The organism is Bradyrhizobium sp. WBOS08, from assembly GCF_024585125.1.
Taxonomy (GTDB): domain Bacteria; phylum Pseudomonadota; class Alphaproteobacteria; order Rhizobiales; family Xanthobacteraceae; genus Bradyrhizobium; species Bradyrhizobium japonicum_B.
In genome coordinates, this window is sequence record NZ_CP028988.1 from 354,673 (window position 1) to 376,412 (window position 21,740).

The window sequence follows — 21,740 nt, forward strand, 5'->3', positions numbered from 1 at the left end:
TGGGCAGCGCCGCCGCCGAAACCTGGCACGACGCCAGCCGCGCCAGGCATCCTGTCACAATTTGCCGCAGCGCGCAGCGTGACCCAGCGCACAGACGGATCCATGGCGGCCCCCTAGAAAAGATGCCATCATCGCGCGTATTGCCGTTGGAGGTGACATCATGCGCCGTCCAGTCTTTTCCAATCTGCTCGTTGCATCCGGTTTTCTCGCCCTCGCCCAGCTGATGACGCCGACGGACGCCGCAGCCGAAGCGCGGCTTGCGCTGGTGATCGGCCAGTCCGCCTATCGCACCGTGCCCGAGCTGCCCAATGCTGCCAACGACGCCAAGGGCATGACGGAGCTGCTCGGCAATGCCGGCTTCACCGTCACCACGGCGGCCAATCTGGGACAGAATGAAATGCGCGCGGCGATCTCGGATTTCGCCGGCAAGGTCGGCGCCAGCGGCGCCGACACTGTCGCGCTGGTGTTCTATGCCGGCCACGGCCTGCAGATCGACGGCGAAAACTATCTCGTTCCGGTCGATCTCGACCCCAAGCGCGAGGCCGACATTCCGCTCCAGGGCGTGCGCCTCAACGACCTGCTCAACACGCTCGGCGCGCTGCCGACGCGCGCGCGCATCTTCATGCTCGATGCCTGCCGCAACAATCCGTTCCCGGCGCTAAGCGGCGCCGGCCACGGCCTTGCGATCGTCGACACCAAGGCCGGCGCGCCCGGCTCCTTCATCTCCTATTCGACCTCGCCCGGCGCCGAAGCCGAGGACGGCAACGGCATCGACAGCCCCTACACCGCGGCCGCGCTGACCATCGCCAAGCAGCCCAACTTGCCGATCGAGGAAGTGTTCAAGCGCATCCGCGTCGCCGTCGCGCAATCGACCGACGGACGGCAGATCCCGTGGGAAAGCTCCTCGCTGACCACCGACTTCAGGTTCTTCGGCGAAAGCAGCGGCAACACGCCCGCCGTTCCCGGCGCATCCGCGATGGCGCTCGCCGGCGGCACACGCAGCGTCGAGGACTGGCGCAAGACCTTGCGGGGCAAGCCGGCCCTGGCCGCCTATGAGCTGGTGATCACCGAGGACACCGTGGAGGCGTATCAGGCCTATATCGAGCTGTACGCACAGGACGCCCGCACGCCGCGGCTGCGCACGGTGCTGGAACGGCGTCGGCAAATGCTGGCCTGGGAGCGCGCCACCGCGATCAACACCCGCGCCTCGTTCGAGGCTTATCTGGCCAACTGGGACAACAGCGATCTCGCCGCGACCGCGCGCCGGCTGCTGCTGCGCGTGCAGAACCGCAATTATGGCGTGCCAGTCGCTGCCGCGGCGACCCCGGTCGCGGTGGCGATGGCTCCGACCTGCCCGTGCTCGGCCCCGACGGCGCCGGCAACGCCGGCCAATCCGAGCGTCGCGCCCGTGATCAAGAAGCGCGTCGACGACACGCCGCCGAAGCGCAAGGTGGTCGAGACCCCGCCGAAGCGCCGGCCGCCGCCCGACGACGTGGTCTACGAGCGCGCCCCGCCCCCCGGCCCGCCGCCCGGTGCCATCATGCAGGGCGTCGGCATCGGGATCGGCATCGGCGTGGGAATGGGCAGCCGCGGCGGCGGCGACCATTATCGCGGCGACTACAACCGCAGGTACTGAGACGATCTCCAGCGTGGACGTCGCACCGGCTCGCGCCTCGCGCGAGCCGGTCCTATTGCGCCAGCGCCGGATAGTCGCGCTGCACGGCCTCCCGGACCCAGCCGGCCTGAATCGCCCGAAACAGGATCTGCGCGGTCTTGGCGTCGTCGGCCTTCATGCAGAGGTCGACGATGCGGCGGACCGCATCGTCGCGCATCAGATCGTCCGCGATCTTCATCGCGATTTCCATCGCGACGCGGGCGGCCCGTTCGTAGCGCTCACGCTGGCCGGGCTGCGCGGAACCTGCCGCGCTCGCGGCAGCGGCATCGCAGATCGCGCGGATGCGCGCGGCGGCTTCGATGTCGCCGAGCGGTGCATCGATCGCTTCGTCCCAGATGTTCCCTCGCGTCTTTCGCGCGAACCAGCGCATTGCCCGCTCCGTCACTGACGGAGCGAGCATAAAGGGCGCCTACGCCGCGCGCTATGCCTCCGGCACGATCTTGCCGGGGTTGAAGATGTTGAGCGGATCGAGCGCCTTCTTCAGGGCCCGCATGGCGTCAAGCGCCTCGGGGCCGAGCTCCGCCTTCAGATATTTCTGCTTGCCTTGGCCGATGCCGTGCTCGCCGGTGCAGGTGCCGTCCATCGCCTGCGCGCGCTCGACCAGGCGATGCATGAACTCTTCGCCGCGCGCCATCTCGCCTGCGTCGTTGGTGTCGCAGACCAGCGAGCAGTGGAAATTGCCGTCGCCGACATGGCCGACGATCGGCGACAGCAAATTGAGCCGCTTGAGATCCTCCTCGGTCTCGCTGACGCAATCGGCAAGCCGCGAGATCGGCACGCAGACGTCGGTCGCGACCACGCCGATGCTGTCGCCGGGCCGCAGCGCCTTCACCGACCAATAGGCGTCGTGCCGCGCCTGCCACAGCTTGGTGCGGTCCTCGGGCTTGGTGGTCCAGGAGAAATCGCCACCGCCGCAATCCCGGGCGATCTCGCCGAACGCCTTGGACTGCTCGGCCACCTCGATCTCGCTGCCGTGGAATTCCATCAGCAGCAGCGGCGTCTCCGGCAGCGTCAGCTTGGAATAGGCGTTGCAAGCTTGCACCTGCGCCGCGTTGAGCAGCTCGATGCGCGCCACGGGAATGCCGGTCTGGATCGCCAGGATCACGGCTTGGCAGGCCCCGTGCACGCTCGCGAACGACACCGCGCCCGCCGCGATCGTCTCGGGGATGCCGCGCAGGCGGATGGTCAATTCCGAGATGATGCCGAGCGTACCCTCGGCGCCGACGAACAGATGCGTGAGGTCGTAGCCCGCGGACGACTTCTTGGCGCGCGTGCCCGTGGTGATGATCTCGCCGTCGCCGCGCACCACCTTCAGCGCCAGCACGCTGTCGCGCATGGTGCCGTAGCGCACCGCATTGGTGCCGGAGGCGCGGGTCGAGGCCATGCCGCCGAGCGAAGCATCGGCGCCGGGATCGATCGGAAAGAACAGGCCCTGGTCGCGCAGATGCTCGTTGAGCGCCTTGCGGGTGACGCCGGGCTGGATCACGCAGTCGAGGTCCTCGGCGTGCACCGCCAGCACCTTGTTCATGTCGCGCAGATCGATCGAGATGCCGCCCGCGGGCGCGTTGACCTGGCCCTCGAGCGAGGTGCCGGTGCCGAAGGGAATGACGGGGACGCGGTTCCTGGCGCAGATCCGCACCACGTCCTGGATGTCGGCGGTCTCCTGCGCCATCACCACGCCGTCAGGCGGCTGGTTGGGAAGCCAGGTGGTGGTATGGCCGTGCTGCTCGCGGACGGCCTGCGAGGTGATGAGGCGGTTGCCGAAGCGTGCGGCGAGCTGCTCCAGCGCGCTCGCGAGGGCTTTCGGCTCCGGCCGCGGCGGATTATTGGTGATGGTGGTGCCCACGGAATTCCTCCCGACAGAAGAACCGTGGCAAAGGACATAAAGCCGGTCAAGTCAAGCGACCGGACGCATAGCTAGGGAATGAAGCATGCCGGAGAGTGCCGCCACCGCCCCAACGCCTCAGCCGTTCCGCGCCTCGATCATGCAGATCGAGCCGCAATGGATCGACTATAACGGCCATCTCAACATGGCCTATTACAACGTGATGTTCGACCGCGCGATCGACCAGCTTTGGCTCGAGCTCGGGATGGGGCCGGCCTACATGAAGGAGCGAGGCGGCTCGAGTTTCACCGCCGAATGCCACGTGCGATATTTGCGCGAGATCCACCTCGGCGATCCCGTGCAGATCTTCGCCTGGGTGCTGGAAGCCGACGACAAGCGGATCCACACGTTCGAGGAGATGCGGCACGCGACCGAGGGCTGGCTGTCGGCCACGTCCGAGAACATGTCGCTGCATATGGACATGAATGCGCGCCGCGTTGCGCCGTTTCCGCCCGATATTCGCGAGCGTATCGCTGCGGTCACCAAGGCCCACAGCGCAGTCCCGCGCCCCGAGGGCATCGGCCGAAGCGTGGCGATGCCCGCGAAGCGGTAAGTTCAAAGCGTTTCGCAGCATGATAGCCGCGGTGCGGACGCGCGCCTCGTCCTTCAGACGACCGCTTCGCGGTCTCCTCAGGATGAGCTAAGCGGCATTTGCGCTCGTGAGACTGCTGCCGCACACTCTGACCTCATCCTGAGGGCCCGCCGTAGGCGGGCGTCTCGAAGGATGCGCCGCGCGATGGCGCTATACCCTGTTGCGGCCGCGGGCGAGGCCGACCACGGCCGAGACCAGGAACAGAACGACCGCGATGAAGAAGATGATCTTGGCGATCTCGATCGAAGCGCCGGCGACGCCGCCGAAGCCCAGGATGCCGGCGATCAGTGCGATAACCAGAAACGTCACAACCCAGCCTAGCATGGTCAAACCCTCGTCTTGATGTTGTCTGCGTCCGGCGCGGCTTGCCGCACCACCTGCCAGACAATCTCAAGGCGGGAACGATGGTTCCGACCCGGTCAAGGAGGAAATTCGCAAGGCGCGCGGGAACAAATTGGCCCGCCACGCACGTGGAAAACCTGTTTTCGCCGCCCCATATAGGCACCATCCCTGTTAGAAGGCTCCCTTCCGCCACCCCGCGGTGCCATCGTGGGGCCAATGATTCGCATGACCGAGCCGAGCAAGATCACCAGCGTACCCGACCACCAGCCCGCAGCCGGCGGCATCGCCGCGCGTGCGCGCGCCTCGGTGGGCCCGCAATATCTGTCCGGGCTCAATCCGGAGCAGCGCGAGGCCGTGGAGACCCTGGAGGGCCCGGTCCTTGTGCTGGCCGGCGCCGGCACCGGCAAGACCCGCGTGCTGACGACGCGCATCGCCCATATCCTGAGCCAGGGCCGCGCCCGTCCCGCCGAGATCCTGTCGGTGACCTTCACCAACAAGGCCGCGCGCGAGATGAAGCACCGGCTCGGGCAGATGCTTGGCCACGCCGTCGAGGGCATGCCGTGGCTCGGCACCTTCCACTCCATCGGCGGGCGCATCCTGCGCGTCCACGCCGAGCTGGCGCAGCTCAAGTCGAACTTCACCGTGCTCGACGTCGACGACCAGGTCCGGCTGCTGAAGCAGCTGCTTCAAGCCGAGAACATCGACGACAAGCGCTGGCCTGCGCGCATGCTCGCCGGCCTGATCGACGGCTGGAAGAACCGCGGCCTGACGCCCTCGCAGGTGCCCTCGGGCGAAGCCGCCACGTTCGCCAACGGCAAAGGCGGCAAGCTCTATGCGAGCTATCAGGAGCGGCTGAAGATTCTGAACGCGGCCGATTTCGGCGATCTCCTGCTGGAGAACATCCGCATCTTCCGCGAGCACCCGGATATCCTCCGGCAGTACCAGCAGCGCTTCAAGTACATCCTGGTCGACGAGTACCAAGACACCAACGTCGCGCAATATCTGTGGCTGCGGCTGCTGTCGCAGGCGCCGTCTTCTCCTTCCTTCGCCTCTCCCCGCGTGCGGGGAGAGGCCGACGCACCCGGCAGCGCAATTGCGCGCCAGAGTGCGGCGGATGAGGGGGACTCTCCGAGCAGCGCGCTCGTGGAGACTCCCCCTCATCCCGACCTTCTCAGCGCGAGCGAATCTCGTCGCGACCCCGCATCCGCCTTCGCCAAGGCTTCGGCGGACATGAGCGGGGAGAAGGAGAAAACAAAGAACATCTGCTGCGTCGGCGACGACGACCAGTCGATCTACGGCTGGCGCGGCGCCGAGGTCGACAACATCCTGCGCTTCGAGCACGATTTCCCCGGCGCCAAGGTCATTCGCCTGGAGCGCAATTACCGCTCCACCGGCCACATCCTCGCCGCCGCCTCGCACCTGATCGCGCACAATGAAGGCCGGCTCGGCAAGACGCTGCGCACCGAGGACCAGGACGGCGAGAAGGTCACGGTCACAGGCTCGTGGGATTCCGAGGAGGAAGCGCGCGGCATCGGCGAGGAGATCGAGCAGCTGCAGCGCCGCGGCGAGAAGCTCAACGAGATCGCGATCCTGGTGCGCGCCTCCTACCAGATGCGCGAGTTCGAAGACCGTTTCGTCACGCTCGGCCTGCCCTACCGCGTCATCGGCGGCCCACGCTTCTACGAGCGCGCGGAGATCCGCGACGCGCTGGCCTATTTGCGCGTCATCAACTCGCCGGCCGACGATCTCGCCTTCGAGCGCATCGTCAACGTGCCCAAGCGGGGCCTCGGCGATGCCACGGTGCAGATGCTGCACGACCACGCCCGCAAGCGCCGCATCCCCCTGTTCGAAGCGGCCCGCGCGGTGGTCGAGACCGACGAGCTGAAGCCGAAGGCGCGCGGCTCGCTTCGCGACGTCGTGGCCCAGTTCGACCGCTGGCGCGCCCAGCGCGAGGTCACCGCCCATACCGATCTCGCCCAGATCGTGCTCGACGAGAGCGGCTACACCGAGATGTGGCAGAAGGACCGTTCGGCGGACGCCGCGGGCCGGCTGGAAAACCTCAAAGAGCTGGTGCGCTCGATGGAGGAGTTCGAGAACCTGCAAGGGTTCCTGGAGCACATCTCGCTGGTGATGGATCGCGAGGGCGGCGCCGAGGAGGATGCGGTGTCGCTGATGACATTGCATTCGGCCAAGGGGCTCGAGTTCGACAACGTGTTCCTGCCGGGCTGGGAGGAAGGCCTGTTTCCGAGCCAGCGTACGCTGGACGAGCAGGGCCGCGCCGGCCTGGAAGAAGAGCGCCGGCTCGGCCATGTCGGCCTGACCCGCGCCCGCCGCCGGGCCATGATCTATTTCGCCACCAACCGGCGCATCCACGGCACTTGGTCCACCACGATCCCCTCGCGCTTCCTCGACGAATTGCCGGCGGCCAATGTCGAGATCACGGAGTCCAAGGGCGGCTCGGCCTGGGGCGGCACCGGCGGCTACGGCGCCTCGCGCTTCGACGACATGGAGGCGTTCGGCTCCAGCTACACCACGCCGGGCTGGCAGCGCGCCCAGGCCAACCGCAACCGCGGCGGCGGCCGCAATAGCGGCGGCGGTTACGGTGGCTTCGAGGACGAGACCGCGACGTTCTCCTCCTCATCATCATCGGGTCCCGATTTCGGCAGCTTCGGCTCGCGCCGCCGCGGTCCGCTGACGATCGAGGGCGAGCTGGTCGCCAAGTCGACCGGCACGACGTCGGACTTCTCGCTGTCCGACCGCGTCTTCCACCAGAAGTTCGGCTACGGCCGCGTCACCAAGATCGACGGCAACAAGCTCACCATCGCCTTCGACAAGGCCGGCGAGAAGAAGGTCGTGGACAGTTTTGTGCAGCGGGCGTGAGGCCCCGATTTGGCTCAGTACGTCGCCATCATCGAGGATACCGATCCTGACGAGGCCGTGGGCCTGTGGTTTCCGGACCTGCCCGGCTGCTTTTCGGGAGGTGACGATATCGACGAAGCGCTGGAGAATGCGCCCGAGGCCCTCGCGCTCTACGCTCAGGACCTCGCCGCGGACGGCCGCGCGCTTCCTCCGCCGCGGACGCTGGAGGAGCTCAAGGCAGACGCCGATGTGGCCGACGACCTCAGAGACCACACGGTCGCCCTGATCGAATGGCCGCCCCTCGACGCCCCCGAGTGAGGACTGTTCGCCGCACTCGCCCGGCCTTCGACGGTTCTGCCCCGAACAGGTCTTGACCATCGCGAACTTCCCCGTATCAGATGCAGCCATGGTCCGGGGCATCGCACTGATCTTGCTGGCATTGGGGATGCCGTCGCTGGCGGCGGCGGAGACCATGAGTTTTGGCGATTCGATCGCAAAGCTGGCGGCGAGCTGCGGCGCCGAAATCGTCGCCAATTGCCGCGGCGTCAACCCGGATTCGAACCGGCTGAAGGAATGCCTGTCGCGCAACCGCGATGTGCTCTCGCCGCAATGCGCGAGCGACTATCTCGGCGTCTTCGACGCCATCCAGAAGCGCGTTGCCGCGCGCGTCACCGTGGCAAACGCCTGCCAGCGCGAGATCGTCAAAGTCTGCGGCGGTTCGACCAAGGAGACCAGCAAGTCGGTCCCCTGCCTGGTCTCGACGCCCAAGGGCATCAGCAACAATTGCCTGAAGGCTGTTGACGATGCGGGGTATCGCTGATGCGCGCGAAACGGCTCACCACCGCGGGACTGGGCATCGCGCTGGGCTTCGCGCTGCTCGCCGGCCCTGCACGTGCGCAGACGGCGGCACCGACCCGCGACGACATCGTCGCCAAGCTGAACCGTTTCGAGCAGGCTGCCGAGGTCGATCTGCCCGCGCTGAAGCAGCAGGTGATGGAGCGCGCCAAGACCAGGATCAAGAACGATCCGGGACCCGTAAACCGGCCGCTGATCGCGCCCGATCTCGCCAGACTGCCGGCCTTCAATGCGCAGATCCAGTTCGATGCCGACACGCCCATCATCCAGCCGGTCTCCTACCAGACCGTCGGCCGCATCGCGGACGCGCTAGTTCATTCCTCGCTGCTGCCCTACACGTTCCTGATCGTCGGCCATGTCGAATCCAATTCGAAGACGCGCGAGGCCAATGCGATCCTGAGCCAGCGCCGCGCCGACGCGATCCGCGACGTGCTGGTGAACACGTTCAAGATCTCGACCAAGCGCCTGCATCCGATCGGCCTCGGCGAGGAGCAGTTGCTCGACCGGGCCAGGCCGACTTCGGCCGTCAACGGCCAGTTGCAAATCCTGACCTATGCCAAGCTGCCGGAGGAGGCGCCACATCCGGCGGCGCCGGCGCCTGCGGCGAAAAAACCCGCCAAGAAGCGTTGAGCGGAGACGGCCGCGCGCCTGGCGGAACCTCTTGAAATCCTGCTCGTTTTGGTGCCTGTCTGCCGCGCGCCAATACCGCCTTGCGCGACAATAGTGCCGGTTTGTGCACCGCCCGGTCCAGTGCTATAGCGACTATTCGCCCTTCCCGATCCCGTGCTGCATGAGACCAAAATGGGTGGCTTGTTTCAGCGCCAACTTGCCGTTTACGTCGAGTACCATCGCGATCCCCGCAACACGGCGATGCATGTGGTCGGTATTCTCCTGTTGTTCACCGGCGCGGTGCTGCCGCTGACGCTGGTCAGGCTTCCGCTGTTCGGTTTCGATGTCAGCCTGGCGGTGATCCTGGCCTTGCCGGTTCTGGTCTATTGGCTGCTGCTCGATGTAGCGCTCGGGATCGGCATCCTGGCGGTCTCCATCGTGCTGTTCTCGGTTGCGTCCAGCATCGCGGCGCAGGTCAGCACCGCGGCGATGTGGGCGATTTTCGCCACGCTGGTGGTGCTCGGCCTCGCCGCGCAGACCATCGGCCACAAGGTTTTTGAGGGGCGCGAAGCCTCGCTGTTCACTTTTCCTTCGCATCTTTTCCTTGGACCGATGTTCGTGATGGCAAAATTGTTCATTGCCTTGGGCTTCCGTCGCGACCTTGCCGCGATTCTGGCGCCTCTTCCGACCAATTCCCTTTCAACCCGATAGCTCTAGAAGCGAAACAGCAACCTTCTGCATGGCTCTCGTCCTGGTTACCGGTGGCAGTGGCTTCATCGGACATCATCTCGTCGAAGCGCTCCGCGCCCGTGGGCAGCGGGTGCGTGTTCTCGACGTCCGTGCGCCGGCCGCGGCGACGAACGCCGAAATCGAGCACGTCCATGGCTCGGTGCTGGACGGCGCCGCGGTCGATGCGGCGCTCGCCGGGGTCGATCAGGTCTATCATCTCGCCGGCCTGCCCGGCATGTGGGTCGCCAACAAGCAGGACTTTCACGAGGTCAATTACCGCGGTACCGAGATCGTGCTCGCGGCCGCAATGAAGCGCGGCGTGTCGCGCTTTTTGCACTGCTCGACGGAATCGATCCTGTTCCCCTATTCCGACCTCAAAGGCGTTCCCGCCGAAGAGGCGCTGCAGCCCGCCGACGCCATGCCCGGCGCCTATACGCGCTCGAAGTCGCTCGCGGAGCATTGCGCCGCAAAGGCCGCGGCCAGCGGTTTTCCGCTCGTGATCGGCACGCCGACCATGCCGATCGGCGCCGCCGACCACAATCTGACGCCGCCGACCGCGATGCTCTGGTACTTCCTCCAGAAGAAGGTGCAGCCGCATCTCAACTTCCTGGTCAACCTCGTGGACGTCCGCGACGTCGCCATGGGCCTGGTGCTGGCCATGGAACGCGGCCGCCAGGGCCAGCGCTACATCCTCGGCGGCGACTGCGTCCCGCTCGGCGACATCCTGCGGATGATGTCGGCGATGAGCGGCCGCCGGCAGTACCCAATCGTCGTGCCCGGCAAGTTCGCCGAGCTCTCGGGCATCATGCTCGAGTATCTGGCCGACAACTTCACGCGCAGGCCCCCCAACGGCACAGCCGAAGGCGTGCGCATCGCGCTCGCAGCGAGCGATCTTTCGATCGGCAAAGCGCGCACCGAGCTCGGCTATTCGCCGCGTCCGATCGAGCCGGTGCTGCGCGAAACCATCACCCACCTGCTCGCCCGCAACGGCCAGCAGCCCACCGGCGCCATCGAACATCGCGCGCTCTCCTCGCGCGCGGGCTGACGCCGCCGCCCAACGCAAAGAACCTTCATGTCCTTCGATTTCAGCAAGCTTCTCTCTGTCGCCTGGGGTGGCTGGACCACGACTTGGCCGACGCAACTGCTCGCCCTGATTTGGCTCGCTTTTCTGGCCAGCTGGGTCGGCGCCTCGTTCTGGCAGGGGCAGACCAAGAAGCAGGTGATGACGCTGGAGTCTCAGCGCTATCGCTTGCCGATCCTGGTCGGCGGCATCCTGTACACGCCGTTCATTGCGGAAGCCATGGGCTGGAAGCCGCTTTGGGTGCTCGGCAACACCGGCATCATCATCGCTGCGGTCCTCTCGGTCGCCGGCATTGCCTTCGCCTGGTGGGGGCGGCTGCATCTCGGAAAATTCTGGTCCAACACCATCACCCACAAGGAAGACCACCGCGTCATCGACACCGGCCCCTACGGTATCGTCCGTCACCCCATCTACACCGGCCTGATCTTCGGTATGCTGGTGACCGGCGTTGCGATCGGCCTGGTGACGACGATCCTCGGCGCGATCCTGATCTCGCTTGGCATGTGGCAGAAGGGCCGGATGGAAGAGGTGTTCCTCTCCAAGGAGCTCGGCGAAGACGCCTACGGCGCCTATTGCCGCCGCGTGCCGATGATCATTCCGTTCCTCTCGCCGCGGTAAGGGCGTAGCAACCGGCTCACTCTCGTGTCCCGGACGCGCTGCAGCGTGCAACGCTGCTGCGCAGAGCCGGGACCCAAGGCAACATAGGAACGCTGTGAGATGGGCCCCGGCTCCGCAGCGCACCGCGAAGACGCGCTGTGCCGCGTCCGGGGCACGAACGTATCGTCCAGCGCAGAGGAACCGCCCCTCCATTCGCCTGTTACCCCTCGACAGCTGCAACATGTGCAGAGCATCGAGCCATGTCGGATGCCTACGATTATTTTCGCGAGCACGCGATTGCCGCCCTGCGCAAGGCGCGGGCGCTGCCGCCTGGGCGGACGAAGCAGAAACAGCGCACGGTGGCGCGGATCTATCATCTGCTGTCCAGGGAGGCTGCGCTGGCGCCGAACATCCAGCACATCGACGATTTTCGTGCGGCACGGCAGCTCGAGCGGCAGATCGGCCGTTGATCTCCAGGAAGTAGTCATCGGCGCACGTCCCATGCAAATTCGATCGGCTGCCATTCCGCTGGAATAGTCCCCGGCGGCAGGCCGCACCGGTTGACGTCTGCCCCGCCAGCCAGTTGGATGCGCGCGCAAACAGGGGCTCTCATGACCTTCTCCAGCATCTTCGCGCAGTTCGTCGCGATCCTCGGCGGCATCGCGCTGCAATGGCGCAAGATGACGGGCACCGAGCCCGCGCCCGCCTGGGGAGAGACCCCCGCCATTCCCGAAGCGAAGCCGCAAGGCGCGATCCCGACCTTGAAGATGCCGACCGCGCGCGGCTGGAGCCAGGGCCAGAAGCCGACCGTCGCGCCGGGCCTCAAGGTCAATGCGTTCGCGACCGGCCTCGACCATCCGCGCTGGATCGAGGTGCTGCCGAACGGCGACGTGCTGATCGCGGAAGCAACCCAGATCGCAGGCGCCCCGCGCAGCGTGTTCCACTATGCGATGCAGGCGACGATGCGCCGCGCCGCCGCGCTTGGCGTGTCCGCCGACCGCATCACGCTCTTGCGCGACAAGGACGGCGACGGCGTCGCCGAACACCGCGGCGCCTTCATGGAGAACCTCAGCCAGCCCTTCGGCATGGCGCTGGTCGGCGACACCTTCTATGTCGGCAACACCGACGGAGTGATGGCCTTTCCCTACGCCGCCAACGCCGACCGCATCACCGCCCCGGGCAAAAGGCTCACGACCTTCAAGCCGGGCGGACATTGGACCCGCAGCCTGCTCGCCAGCCCCGACGGCAAGAGGCTCTATGCCGGCGTCGGCTCGCTCAGCAACATCGCCGAGATGGGGATGGAGGTCGAGGAAGGCCGTGCCGCGGTGTACGAGCTCGACCTCGTCGCCGGCACGCACCGCATCTTCGGCGCGGGCCTGCGCAATCCCGTGGGCCTTGCTTGGGAGCCGAACACGAACGTGCTCTGGACCGTCGTCAACGAGCGCGACGGGCTCGGCGACGAGACGCCGCCGGATTATCTCACTTCGGTGCGCGACGGTGGCTTCTATGGCTGGCCCTATTGCTATTGGGGCAAGACGGTGGACGACCGCGTGCCGCAGGATCCGGCGATGGTCGCCAAGGCGCTGCAACCGGACTACGCGCTCGGCGGCCACACCGCTTCGCTCGGCCTGTGCTGGATGCCCGCAGGCACCCTGCCCGGCTTCGGCGACGGCATGGTGATCGGCCAGCACGGCTCGTGGAATCGCAGCAAGCTGTCCGGCTACAAGCTGGTGTTCGTCCCGTTCGAGAACGGAAAGCCGTCCGGTCCCGGTCGCGACATCCTGTCGGGCTTCCTGTCACCCGATGAGAAAGAATCCTATGGCCGCCCGGTCGGCGTTGCGATCGGCCCCGACAAGACGTCGCTGCTGATGGCCGACGACGTCGGCAACGTGATCTGGCGTGTGACGGGCGCGTAGGTTGAAATAGTCGAGATCGGCGCCGCGGACTGGCTGCACCTCTCCCGCCTGCGGGAGAGGTCGCCGAGCGAAGCGAGGCGGGTGAGGGTTCTTTCCTCTGGGGGAGTGTCCCGTTGCGGAGAGACCCTCTCCCCAACCCTCTCCCGCTCGCGGGAGAGGGGGCGCAGCGTCGCCTTGATCCCCCCCTTTCACGTCCCCACGCACAGCGTGGCGCGCTGCTTGCGCAGCAACGCGATCACCGACAGCGCAGTGATCAACCCCGTCTTGGGATTCTCGGACGGAATGTTCTCGATGCCCATCGAGAACCGCGCCGAATCCGCTTCGACCTCGATGCGGTGAACGTTGCGCGTCACGGTCGGGTCGGCCCAGACCTGGATCCGGGTCCGATCGGGCCCGATGCCCGCCAGCGACAGCGCGACGGCGACGTTGACGTTCGCCGGAAAGCCCTTCGCCGCTTCGCGCGCGCTGCCTTCGAACAGCTTGAGCGGCTCGCGCAGATTGTCGATGTCGATGTTGTTCTGCACGATGAACGGCGCGCCCTTCAGCCCGTCGATCGGCTTGCGCGTCACCATCTGCACCGAATGGATGGTGCCGACCGCGGCGGCGTTGACGGCATCGAGCCCGATCAGCGCGCCGGTCGGCACGAGGATGCGGCCGCCATTGGCGCGGGCGAGATCGACGAGGTCGAAATTGTCGAGCAGGCCGCCGACGCTGACCACGACCGCGGCCCTACCGCGCTTCACCGCCGGCTCGACGATGGACCGTAAATGATGGCTCGGCGCGCATTCGACCACGATGTCGGCGGCCTCGCCGAGTTGCTCGATCGGCAGAACTTGCGGCGGGCGGCGCAGGCCGCCGATGAAAGCCTGATGCTTGGCGGGATCGCGCACGGCGACGGCCGACAGGGTCAGTCCCTCGATGCCCTGATCGAGCGCGGTCGCGACCTTGGTGCCGATCGAGCCCAGCCCTGCGATGGCAACCCGCAATTCGTTCGAGGCTTCCTGTCCAGCCATGGCATCCTGCTTTCTCGTTGGCTGATGTCATAGCGCAACATTTTCTGTATAAGCCAGCCCGAATTGGTTTGCCTTGCCAGCCTACCAGGCCTTGCTGCGGCCTGGAGCGCGATCCGCCGGCGCGAACCGCTGATGTGTCCCGATGGAGGTCCTCATGCGCACTCATTCGATCGCAGCCATTCCCGCCGACGGCATCGGCCCCGAGGTGATCTCGGCCGGGATCCGCGTGCTGGAAGCTCTGGCCAAGCGCAGCGGCGATCTCGCCTTCAACGTCAAGACGTTCGACTGGGGTTCGGACTATTACAAGAAGCACGGCGTCATGATGCCGGCCGACGGTCTCGCCGAGTTGAAGACGTTCGACGCGATCTATTTCGGCGCGGTCGGCGCGCCTGATGTGCCCGACCACATCACGCTGTGGGGGCTGCGCCTGCCGATCTGCCAGGGCTTCGACCAATACGCCAATGTGCGGCCGACGAAGATCCTGCCCGGCGTCGCCTCGCCGCTGCGCAATGTCGGCGTCGGCGATCTCGACTGGGTGATCGTGCGCGAGAACTCGGAAGGCGAATATGCCGGCATGGGCGGTCGCGCCCACAAGGGTCTGCCGGAAGAGGTCGGCACCGAAGTCGCCGTGTTCACCCGCGTCGGCGTCACGCGCATCATGCGCTATGCCTTCCAGCTCGCGCAGTCGCGCCCGCGCAAATTCCTGACCGTGGTGACCAAGTCGAACGCCCAGCGCCACGGCATGGTGATGTGGGACGAGATCGCCGCCGAGGTCGCGAGCGAATTCCCCGACGTCACCTGGGACAAGATGCTGGTCGACGCCATGACCGTGCGCATGACGCTGCATCCGAAGAGCCTCGACACCATCGTCGCGACCAATCTGCACGCCGACATCCTCTCGGACCTTGCCGGCGCGCTAGCGGGAAGCCTCGGCGTGGCGCCGACCGGCAACATCGATCCGCAGCGCCGCTTCCCCTCGATGTTCGAGCCGATCCACGGTTCGGCCTTCGACATCACCGGCAAGGGCATCGCCAACCCGGTCGCGACCTTCTGGACCGGCGCGCAGATGCTCGAGCATCTCGGCGAGAAGGACGCCGCAGCCCGCCTGATGGCGGCGGTCGAGCGCGTCTGCGCGGCCGGCGTGCTGACGCCCGACGTCGGCGGCAAGGCGACGACGAAGGAAGTCACGGACGCCGTGGTCGAGGCGATCCACGGAACGAATGTGTAGCGCTCTCCCTCTCCCCGCATGGGAGGAGAGGCGAAGCAGCTACTTCCGCTTTGCCGGAGCCGCCGGCGGCATCGCCATCGCGGCTGCAGGCTCGGGCGGGGTCAGGTGGCGCGGGACGATGATGGTTTGCCCGGGCGTGAGCTGTGCATTCTCCGCAAGCGAATTGCTCTGCGCGAGCGTCCACAGCGGCACGCGATTGGCGGCGGCGATGCTCTCCATGGTGTCGCCGCGGCGCACCGGGACCCGCACACCGGAATCCCACAATTCAACCAACGTATCCGCTGGCACGAGATAGCGCAGCGGCACGGCGTCGGCCTCGGTCTGCGGTGGAATGCGCGGCAGCCGCGTCACCATCTCGACGATCTGGCGATGAATGTCGTCGGACTTCTCGATGTTGATGTGCGAGACGCGCGCGTTTTCCTTCAAATCGTAGCTCGCGTAATGGCCGCGGAATCCGGGCACCGCGACGACGTCGCCGCCGCCGAGCACGCTGTCGGACAGGAAGATGTTGATGAAGCGCTCGACATTGAGCGGCACGTCGCCGGTCGCATGCGCGGGATCGATGGCGATGACGAGGCTGATCGGGATGTTCTCCTTGGCCGCCATCTCGGAGATGACGATCGAGCACAGCCCGCCCATGGAATGGCCGATCAGCACGATCGGCGCCGCCTGCTCCTTGTAGCTGGCGATGACGCGATTGCCGATGAACCGGCACAGGGTGAATTCATAGACGTTGGCCGAGAAGCCGGCCTTCGTCAGCTTCTCCTCGAGCCGGTCCATGCCGGTCGAGAAGATCGGTCCCATGGCACCGCGGAACAGGTAGATTTTCGGCGGCGGCAATGGCTCGAACGGCGGGGGCGGCGGCGCGGCAGGCACGGCCCCGGTGGTCCTGGACTTGGCGGGTGAGGCAGCGGCTATGCCGGGGCCCAAGGCGAGCAGCGAAATCGCCGCCAGCACGATTAGTCGCCTCAGATCAATCATCAGTCCAGCAGTCCCACCGCGGGAGGCAAAGGCCTCCCCCCCGGGCTTCATGACCGCGGATTTGGCGGATTTTGCGGCGCCGAAACCGAGCCGATTTGCCTCAGTTCCTGGTTTGCCTCAGTTCCTGGCCGGGGCGGTCGCCGCCGCCGAGCGCGCCTGCCGCGGGGCGCCGTGTTCGGCGACCGGCAAGGCCGGAGCGCGCGAGCGCATGATCGCAGCGTCGATCTCGGCGATGACGCGGCGCTGGATCGCCTCGTTCTTGTCGATCGAGATGTGACCGACGCCGGAGCCTCGCACGTCGACGTTGTCGAGCTTGCCGCGGAGGCCCGCCGCGGCCCGCACCGGCTCGCCGGGACCGTCGCCGATATAGATGTTGATGTAGCGCTCGGCCCCGGTCGAGAGCTTGGTCTTGAACACGGAGTCGAGACCGATCGCGAGCTTCACGGGCACGCCGAGCTGGTTGAGCTTGGCGATCATGTCGGGCAGCGCGGTCGCGCCGGAGGAATGGCCGACCAGGACGATGGTCTTGAGCCGGCCGGCCTTGTAGGCGGCCGCGGCTTCGTCGGCGAGCGAGGACCAGGACACGAAATTGGCGACCGTCACCGGGATGCCCTGCGCCTGGAGCCGGGCGCCGATCGTGTCGAGCCCGAGCGAGAAGATGTTGAGCACGCCACGCAGCAAGTAGACGTGCGTGGTCGCGACCTGGGCCTGGCTCGGCGCGGCCCTGGCGGGGGTCGGATTGATGGCAACAGCTGACAGCAGGATCAGGCCCATCGCCCATGCACGGAGGGCGGACAACTGGCTGGCGCCGGCGGTGTGACGGCCGTTCGATCTCATCGATGTTTTCCCTGGAGACATACGCTGCGCGATTGGCCGGAATCGTAGCCACGGCCTGCTCGCAGACGCAACAAAGAGCCGCGTGAGCGACAATCTTAGCCGCAAGCAGTGACCATCGCGCAACACCTGCCTGAAACCTGCCACCGAAAGGCCTGTTTTGAGACCATTTTTCTCCGGGGAATTGCGGGCAGGCAAGTGCGTTCCTATTTCAGGGCTCCGCTGACCTCCCTCCGGGACCGGTCCGGCCCCCTCCCCAACCTTTTGCCCCTCAGCCTTGCGGCCATCATGTCCTCCATCATCTCCGTCGCCAATCTGTCGAAGACCTATGGGTCCGGCTTCAGGGCGCTCAAGAACGTCAATCTCGATATCAAGCGCGGCAAGATTTTCGCGCTGCTCGGGCCCAACGGCGCCGGCAAGACCACGCTGATCTCCATCATCTGCGGCATCGCCAACCCGAGCGAGGGCCGCGTCCTCGTCGGCGGCGAGGACATCCAGACCTCCTACCGCAAGGCGCGCTCGCTGATCGGCCTCGTGCCGCAGGAATTGCACACCGACGCCTTCGAGAGCGTGTGGGCGACCGTCAGCTTCTCCCGCGGCCTGTTCGGCAAGCCGAAGAATCCCGCGCACATCGAGAAGGTGCTGAAGGACCTCTCGCTGTGGGACAAGAAGGACAACAAGATCATCACGCTGTCCGGCGGCATGAAGCGCCGCGTGATGATCGCGAAAGCGCTGTCGCACGAACCGCAGATCCTGTTCCTGGACGAGCCCACCGCGGGCGTCGACGTCGAGCTGCGCAAGGGCATGTGGGAGGTGGTGCGCACCCTGCAACAGTCCGGCGTCACCATCATCCTCACCACGCATTACATCGAGGAAGCCGAGGAGATGGCCGACCGCATCGGCGTCATCAACAAGGGCGAGATCGTGCTGGTCGAGGACAAGATCACCTTGATGCAGAAGCTCGGCAAGAAGCGCCTGACGCTGCATCTGCAGGGCAAGATCGCCGCGCTGCCGGAAAGCCTTCGCCACTACGAGCTCGAGCTCTGCGATGGCGGCGCGACGCTGGTCTACGATTACGACACAAAGGGCGAGCGCACCGGCATCACCAGCCTGCTCGGCGATCTCCGCACCGCAGGCATCCGCTTCAACGATCTCGACACGACGCAATCGTCGCTCGAGGACATCTTCGTCGACCTCGTGAGGACGTCATGAACCATCGCGCCATCCGCGCCATCTATCTGTTCGAAATGGCGCGCACCTGGCGTACGCTGCTGCAAAGCATCGTCTCGCCGGTGGTCTCGACCTCGCTCTATTTCGTGGTGTTCGGCGCCGCGATCGGCTCTCGCATCAGCCAGGTCGAGGGCGTCAGCTACGGCACCTTCATCGTGCCGGGCCTGATCATGCTCTCGGTGCTGACGCAGAGCATCGCCAACGCCTCGTTCGGCATCTACTTTCCGAAGTTCACCGGCACGATCTACGAGATCCTGTCGGCGCCGATCTCCTATTTCGAGATCGTGCTCGGCTATGTCGGCGCCGCCGCGACCAAGTCGATCATTCTGGGCCTGATCATCCTGGCGACCGCCGGCCTGTTCGTGCCGCTGCATATCCACCATCCCGTCTGGATGCTGGCCTTCCTGGTGCTGACGGCGGTGACGTTCAGCCTGTTCGGCTTCATCATCGGCATCTGGGCCGACGGCTTCGAGAAGCTGCAGATGATCCCGATGCTGGTGGTGACGCCGCTGACCTTCCTCGGCGGCAGCTTCTATTCCATCGACATGCTGCCGCCCGCCTGGCGCACCGTGGCGCTGCTCAATCCGGTGGTCTACCTGATCTCCGGCTTCCGCTGGAGCTTCTACGAGATTGCGGATGTCAGCATGGCCGTCAGCGTCGGGATGACGCTGGCGTTCCTGGTGATCTGCCTCGTCGTGATCTGGTGGATTTTCCGCACCGGGTATCGGCTGAAGAATTGATAGCCCCCGAGCCCATCACCTATAACAGTGGAAGTGGTGATACCCGTCGTAATATCCGCGGCAGCGGTGGCGGTAATGACGGTGGGGAATGCCGAACACGCCCTCCACTGCGCCCACGGCGCCTCCAACACCGGCGCCGACTGCGCCACCAACCACGCCTCCAACGGGACCGGCGATCCGGTTGCCTTCATAGGCGCCTTCCTGCGCGCCGCGCACAATGCCTTGGGCCTGACCAGCTTGCGGCAGGGCCAGCAGCGCAAGCAGGATGGCTGCGGCGAACAGCAGGCGGACGGGCAAGCCGGCCGGCAGAGCTGCGGCGGCGATACGGGCTTTGTTCATCTTCGACCCCAGGAAAACAAGAAAGAGGTAACGGCGGCGGATGCCGCCTGTTGAGTGGTGATGATCAACGCCCGGGGCCGCCGGATGGTTGCGCCTTTGTAACGAATTGTCGGCGTCGAACGCACGTCCGGCTCGCGAAAATGTCAGCGCCGCCACGCGCGGCGCGACCGCTAGCGGCCTTGCTTACGCCCCGCATCGCGTTAACGATGGGCAGGCACGCCGCTGGAACCAAAGCCGGGTTGCAGGCATATTGCACGCCGGGGACGGAGAGCCGCGGCGGCTAGCGAGACAAGGCCGGAGGCCAGGAATCAAATGCGTTTCCAGATGCGTTCATTTTTCATTGTTTTCACATCCCTGATGCTTTTGAGCGCGGGTACCGCGCAGGCCAAGGTCGAGATCACCGTCGACAAGGACAATCAGCAGATGACCGTCGCGGTCGACGGCGTGGCGCGCTATCGCTGGCCGGTGTCGACCGGCGTCCCCTCGCGCGAGACGCCGAACGGCGCCTTCCGCGCCTTCCGCATGGAAGAGGATCACTATTCCAAGGAATTCGACGATGCGCCGATGCCGCACGCGATCTTCTTCACCAAGGTCGGGCACGCCATCCACGGCACGGACTCCGTCGGCCGGCTCGGCGCGCCGGCGTCGCACGGTTGCGTGCGGCTGTCGCGTCAGAACGCATCGACACTCTATGCGCTGGTGCAGCAGCAAGGCGTGCTCAACACCACGGTGACGCTGACCGGTTCGGCGCAGGTGGCGCTGGCGCGCAATCCGCGCGGCCGCGCCAACGCTGCGGTGGCCCGCGCTCCGCAGCAGCCCACCGAAGAGCAATACGCCACATCGGGCGATCCCGTGAACCTGTCACCGCCGGCGCAGCCCGCGCGCCGCTACATGCCGCAGGACGACAATTACATCTATCCCGCCGACGGCAGCGACACCGGCGCGCGCTATCCGGCGCCGCGTTCGGTCACCCGCCCGCTCTATGACGCGCAGGTCTATCAGCAGCAGCCGCAACCCTATTACGACCAGGGTTACGGCCAGCAGGGCTATTATCATCAGCCGCAGCCCCGGCAGGTTTATCAGCCGCGCGGTTATTACTACCAGAACTGACGCAATCGCAGATCAATCGACCTTATCGGCCGAGGCACCATGCCGTCACGCGCCGCAACCATCCTGACCGTGCTCTCGCTTCTCACCGCAGGACAAGCCATTGCAGGACGAGGCATCGTAGAACAAGCCATGGCCTTCGATCTCGAGGCGCATCGCGGCGGGCGGGCGCTGCTGCCGGAGAACACCCTGCCTGCCTTCGCCAACGCGCTGTCGATGGGCGTGGACACGCTGGAGCTCGACGTCGGCGTCACCGCGGACGGCGAGATCGTCGTGTCGCATGAGCGCGGGCTCAATCCTGATCTCACACGCCGCGCCGACGGCGCTTACATCACTCCACCCGGCACACCCTTCGTCAAGCTGCGGCTGGACGAGGTCAGGACCTATGACGTCGGCCAGATCAGGCCGGATAGTGCTTACGCGAAACAATTCCCCGACCAGCGCGCGCTGCCGGGGACGCGCATTCCGACCTTGCGCGAGCTGTTCGCGCTGGTAAGAAAATCCGGCAACGCGCGTGTGCGCTTCAACATCGAGACCAAGATCGATCCGAACCGTCCGGACGAAACGCTCGATCCACAGGCCTTTGTCGCCAAGCTGCTGGCGCTGATCGAGACCGAAGCGTTTTCCGACAGGGTCATGATCCAGTCGTTCGACTGGCGGACCTTGCAGCTGGTCCAGCAGCAGGCGCCCAAGATGCCGACGGCGTACCTGACGCTCCAGCGCGGCTCGGCTCCGACGGTGGCGCTGGACAAGGCGACGAACTGGACGGCCGGCCTCAATCCGGCCGATCACGGCGGCTCGCTGCCGCGCACGATCAAGGCGGCGGGCGGCGCGATCTGGTCGCCCCATTTCGGCGATGTCACCGCCGCGCTCGTCGCGGAGGCCCACGGACTCGGATTGCGCGTGGTGGTCTGGACGGTCAACAAGCGCGAAGACATGGCGCGGATGATCGAGCTCGGCGTTGACGGGATCATTTCCGACAGACCCGACCTGCTGCGGCAGGTCGCCGGCGAGAAGGGAATGGCGTTGCCGGCGGGGACGCCGGTGGCGCCGTAAGACGGTCTCGTATCCCGGACGCGGCGCGGCATGAAATGACGCGACGCAGAGCCGGGACCCAGGACGCCGCGG

The 21,740-nt window shown here is 66.2% G+C and carries 23 protein-coding genes; 16 read left to right on the forward strand and 7 right to left on the reverse strand.

Translation table 11 applies throughout. The features are described from left to right. Nucleotides 1-160 precede the first annotated feature (160 nt). Complete coding sequence (locus tag DCM80_RS01670; RefSeq protein WP_257195437.1) at nt 161-1,636, forward strand: caspase family protein; 1,476 nt, start codon at nt 161-163, stop codon at nt 1,634-1,636. Between the two features lie 52 nt (nt 1,637-1,688). Here the strand turns inward: DCM80_RS01670 and DCM80_RS01675 are convergent, their stop codons facing one another. Beyond that, nucleotides 1,689-2,045: a hypothetical protein gene (locus DCM80_RS01675; protein ID WP_257195438.1), complete on the reverse strand. Its 357-nt coding sequence runs from the start codon at nt 2,043-2,045 to the stop codon at nt 1,689-1,691. A gap of 51 nt (nt 2,046-2,096) precedes the next feature. Continuing rightward, nucleotides 2,097-3,521 (reverse strand): FAD-binding oxidoreductase, encoded by a 1,425-nt coding sequence (locus DCM80_RS01680; RefSeq protein ID WP_257195439.1) that lies wholly within the window; start codon nt 3,519-3,521, stop codon nt 2,097-2,099. Nucleotides 3,522-3,606: 85 nt separating this feature from the next. Here DCM80_RS01680 and DCM80_RS01685 point away from each other — a divergent pair, with 85 nt between their 5' ends. After that, nucleotides 3,607-4,113: a thioesterase family protein gene (locus tag DCM80_RS01685; protein ID WP_257195441.1), complete on the forward strand. Its 507-nt coding sequence runs from the start codon at nt 3,607-3,609 to the stop codon at nt 4,111-4,113. A gap of 189 nt (nt 4,114-4,302) precedes the next feature. Here DCM80_RS01685 and DCM80_RS01690 read toward each other — a convergent pair whose 3' ends face one another. Beyond that, nucleotides 4,303-4,476: a DUF1328 domain-containing protein gene (locus DCM80_RS01690; RefSeq protein WP_028138034.1), complete on the reverse strand. Its 174-nt coding sequence runs from the start codon at nt 4,474-4,476 to the stop codon at nt 4,303-4,305. A gap of 234 nt (nt 4,477-4,710) precedes the next feature. Between DCM80_RS01690 and DCM80_RS01695 the strand changes: the two genes are divergently transcribed. The 9 genes from DCM80_RS01695 to DCM80_RS01735 all read left to right on the forward strand — a co-directional run bounded on the left by DCM80_RS01695 (nt 4,711) and on the right by DCM80_RS01735 (nt 13,140). Further along, entirely contained in the window at nt 4,711-7,374 is a 2,664-nt protein-coding gene (locus tag DCM80_RS01695) for an ATP-dependent helicase (RefSeq protein ID WP_257195442.1), read from the forward strand. 9 nt (nt 7,375-7,383) lie between these two features. Then, nucleotides 7,384-7,671: a type II toxin-antitoxin system HicB family antitoxin gene (locus tag DCM80_RS01700; RefSeq protein WP_257195443.1), complete on the forward strand. Its 288-nt coding sequence runs from the start codon at nt 7,384-7,386 to the stop codon at nt 7,669-7,671. Nucleotides 7,672-7,759: 88 nt separating this feature from the next. Then, on the forward strand, nt 7,760-8,173 hold the full coding sequence (locus DCM80_RS01705) for a hypothetical protein (RefSeq protein ID WP_257195445.1): 414 nt from the start codon (nt 7,760-7,762) through the stop codon (nt 8,171-8,173). Beyond that, on the forward strand, nt 8,173-8,838 hold the full coding sequence (locus tag DCM80_RS01710) for an OmpA family protein (RefSeq protein WP_257195446.1): 666 nt from the start codon (nt 8,173-8,175) through the stop codon (nt 8,836-8,838). The genes DCM80_RS01705 and DCM80_RS01710 overlap by 1 nt, the downstream gene beginning before the upstream one ends. Before the next feature lie 171 nt (nt 8,839-9,009). Continuing rightward, nucleotides 9,010-9,528, forward strand: coding sequence for a DUF962 domain-containing protein (locus DCM80_RS01715; protein WP_306594650.1), 519 nt, complete (start codon nt 9,010-9,012; stop codon nt 9,526-9,528). Between the two features lie 28 nt (nt 9,529-9,556). Beyond that, nucleotides 9,557-10,591, forward strand: a complete 1,035-nt coding sequence (locus DCM80_RS01720; RefSeq protein WP_257195448.1) for an NAD-dependent epimerase/dehydratase family protein — start codon at nt 9,557-9,559, stop codon at nt 10,589-10,591. Between the two features lie 27 nt (nt 10,592-10,618). Beyond that, nucleotides 10,619-11,245: an isoprenylcysteine carboxylmethyltransferase family protein gene (locus DCM80_RS01725; RefSeq protein ID WP_028138041.1), complete on the forward strand. Its 627-nt coding sequence runs from the start codon at nt 10,619-10,621 to the stop codon at nt 11,243-11,245. A 239-nt stretch (nt 11,246-11,484) separates the two neighbouring features. Beyond that, on the forward strand, nt 11,485-11,694 hold the full coding sequence (locus tag DCM80_RS01730; protein ID WP_257195449.1) for a hypothetical protein: 210 nt from the start codon (nt 11,485-11,487) through the stop codon (nt 11,692-11,694). Nucleotides 11,695-11,835: 141 nt separating this feature from the next. Continuing rightward, on the forward strand, nt 11,836-13,140 hold the full coding sequence (locus DCM80_RS01735) for a sorbosone dehydrogenase family protein (RefSeq protein ID WP_257195450.1): 1,305 nt from the start codon (nt 11,836-11,838) through the stop codon (nt 13,138-13,140). A 188-nt stretch (nt 13,141-13,328) separates the two neighbouring features. Here the strand turns inward: DCM80_RS01735 and DCM80_RS01740 are convergent, their stop codons facing one another. Further along, nucleotides 13,329-14,153 carry an aspartate dehydrogenase gene (locus DCM80_RS01740; protein WP_257195451.1) on the reverse strand — a complete coding sequence of 275 codons (825 nt, stop codon included), beginning with the start codon at nt 14,151-14,153 and terminating at the stop codon, nt 13,329-13,331. 154 nt (nt 14,154-14,307) lie between these two features. On the opposite strand from DCM80_RS01740, the gene DCM80_RS01745 reads away from it, so the two are divergent. Further along, nucleotides 14,308-15,381: a tartrate dehydrogenase gene (locus DCM80_RS01745; RefSeq protein ID WP_257195452.1), complete on the forward strand. Its 1,074-nt coding sequence runs from the start codon at nt 14,308-14,310 to the stop codon at nt 15,379-15,381. A 39-nt stretch (nt 15,382-15,420) separates the two neighbouring features. Here DCM80_RS01745 and DCM80_RS01750 read toward each other — a convergent pair whose 3' ends face one another. Then, a complete protein-coding gene (locus DCM80_RS01750; RefSeq protein WP_257195453.1) occupies nt 15,421-16,362 on the reverse strand; it encodes a LysM peptidoglycan-binding domain-containing protein in 942 nt (313 codons plus the stop codon). A 117-nt stretch (nt 16,363-16,479) separates the two neighbouring features. Continuing rightward, nucleotides 16,480-17,199: a hypothetical protein gene (locus DCM80_RS01755; protein WP_257195454.1), complete on the reverse strand. Its 720-nt coding sequence runs from the start codon at nt 17,197-17,199 to the stop codon at nt 16,480-16,482. 285 nt (nt 17,200-17,484) lie between these two features. Between DCM80_RS01755 and DCM80_RS01760 the strand changes: the two genes are divergently transcribed. Beyond that, a complete protein-coding gene (locus DCM80_RS01760) occupies nt 17,485-18,408 on the forward strand; it encodes an ABC transporter ATP-binding protein (RefSeq protein WP_257195455.1) in 924 nt (307 codons plus the stop codon). Next, a complete protein-coding gene (locus DCM80_RS01765; protein WP_257176067.1) occupies nt 18,405-19,166 on the forward strand; it encodes an ABC transporter permease in 762 nt (253 codons plus the stop codon). Before DCM80_RS01760 ends, DCM80_RS01765 begins: the two co-directional genes overlap by 4 nt. 15 nt (nt 19,167-19,181) lie before the next feature. Here the strand turns inward: DCM80_RS01765 and DCM80_RS01770 are convergent, their stop codons facing one another. Next, a complete protein-coding gene (locus DCM80_RS01770) occupies nt 19,182-19,505 on the reverse strand; it encodes a hypothetical protein (RefSeq protein ID WP_257197854.1) in 324 nt (107 codons plus the stop codon). 312 nt (nt 19,506-19,817) lie between these two features. On the opposite strand from DCM80_RS01770, the gene DCM80_RS01775 reads away from it, so the two are divergent. Both DCM80_RS01775 and DCM80_RS01780 read left to right on the forward strand, forming a co-directional pair. Further along, nucleotides 19,818-20,615, forward strand: coding sequence for a L,D-transpeptidase (locus DCM80_RS01775; RefSeq protein WP_257195456.1), 798 nt, complete (start codon nt 19,818-19,820; stop codon nt 20,613-20,615). 39 nt (nt 20,616-20,654) lie between these two features. Next, nucleotides 20,655-21,668: a glycerophosphodiester phosphodiesterase gene (locus DCM80_RS01780; protein WP_257195457.1), complete on the forward strand. Its 1,014-nt coding sequence runs from the start codon at nt 20,655-20,657 to the stop codon at nt 21,666-21,668. Nucleotides 21,669-21,740: the final 72 nt, after the last annotated feature.

Excerpts from the sequence above, each read along its gene's own strand:
- DCM80_RS01670 (WP_257195437.1), top strand. The coding sequence starts at position 161 with ATGCGCCGTCCAGTCTTTTCCAATCTGCTCGTTGCATCCGGTTTTCTC.
- DCM80_RS01675 (WP_257195438.1), bottom strand. The coding sequence starts at position 2,045 with ATGCGCTGGTTCGCGCGAAAGACGCGAGGGAACATCTGGGACGAAGCG.
- DCM80_RS01685 (WP_257195441.1), top strand. The coding sequence starts at position 3,607 with ATGCCGGAGAGTGCCGCCACCGCCCCAACGCCTCAGCCGTTCCGCGCC.
- DCM80_RS01690 (WP_028138034.1), bottom strand. The coding sequence starts at position 4,476 with ATGCTAGGCTGGGTTGTGACGTTTCTGGTTATCGCACTGATCGCCGGC.
- DCM80_RS01695 (WP_257195442.1), top strand. The coding sequence starts at position 4,711 with ATGATTCGCATGACCGAGCCGAGCAAGATCACCAGCGTACCCGACCAC.
- DCM80_RS01705 (WP_257195445.1), top strand. The coding sequence starts at position 7,760 with ATGGTCCGGGGCATCGCACTGATCTTGCTGGCATTGGGGATGCCGTCG.
- DCM80_RS01710 (WP_257195446.1), top strand. The coding sequence starts at position 8,173 with ATGCGCGCGAAACGGCTCACCACCGCGGGACTGGGCATCGCGCTGGGC.
- DCM80_RS01715 (WP_306594650.1), top strand. The coding sequence starts at position 9,010 with ATGGGTGGCTTGTTTCAGCGCCAACTTGCCGTTTACGTCGAGTACCAT.
- DCM80_RS01720 (WP_257195448.1), top strand. The coding sequence starts at position 9,557 with ATGGCTCTCGTCCTGGTTACCGGTGGCAGTGGCTTCATCGGACATCAT.
- DCM80_RS01725 (WP_028138041.1), top strand. The coding sequence starts at position 10,619 with ATGTCCTTCGATTTCAGCAAGCTTCTCTCTGTCGCCTGGGGTGGCTGG.
- DCM80_RS01730 (WP_257195449.1), top strand. The coding sequence starts at position 11,485 with ATGTCGGATGCCTACGATTATTTTCGCGAGCACGCGATTGCCGCCCTG.
- DCM80_RS01735 (WP_257195450.1), top strand. The coding sequence starts at position 11,836 with ATGACCTTCTCCAGCATCTTCGCGCAGTTCGTCGCGATCCTCGGCGGC.
- DCM80_RS01740 (WP_257195451.1), bottom strand. The coding sequence starts at position 14,153 with ATGGCTGGACAGGAAGCCTCGAACGAATTGCGGGTTGCCATCGCAGGG.
- DCM80_RS01745 (WP_257195452.1), top strand. The coding sequence starts at position 14,308 with ATGCGCACTCATTCGATCGCAGCCATTCCCGCCGACGGCATCGGCCCC.
- DCM80_RS01750 (WP_257195453.1), bottom strand. The coding sequence starts at position 16,362 with ATGATTGATCTGAGGCGACTAATCGTGCTGGCGGCGATTTCGCTGCTC.
- DCM80_RS01755 (WP_257195454.1), bottom strand. The coding sequence starts at position 17,199 with ATGAGATCGAACGGCCGTCACACCGCCGGCGCCAGCCAGTTGTCCGCC.
- DCM80_RS01760 (WP_257195455.1), top strand. The coding sequence starts at position 17,485 with ATGTCCTCCATCATCTCCGTCGCCAATCTGTCGAAGACCTATGGGTCC.
- DCM80_RS01765 (WP_257176067.1), top strand. The coding sequence starts at position 18,405 with ATGAACCATCGCGCCATCCGCGCCATCTATCTGTTCGAAATGGCGCGC.
- DCM80_RS01770 (WP_257197854.1), bottom strand. The coding sequence starts at position 19,505 with ATGAACAAAGCCCGTATCGCCGCCGCAGCTCTGCCGGCCGGCTTGCCC.
- DCM80_RS01775 (WP_257195456.1), top strand. The coding sequence starts at position 19,818 with ATGCGTTTCCAGATGCGTTCATTTTTCATTGTTTTCACATCCCTGATG.
- DCM80_RS01780 (WP_257195457.1), top strand. The coding sequence starts at position 20,655 with ATGCCGTCACGCGCCGCAACCATCCTGACCGTGCTCTCGCTTCTCACC.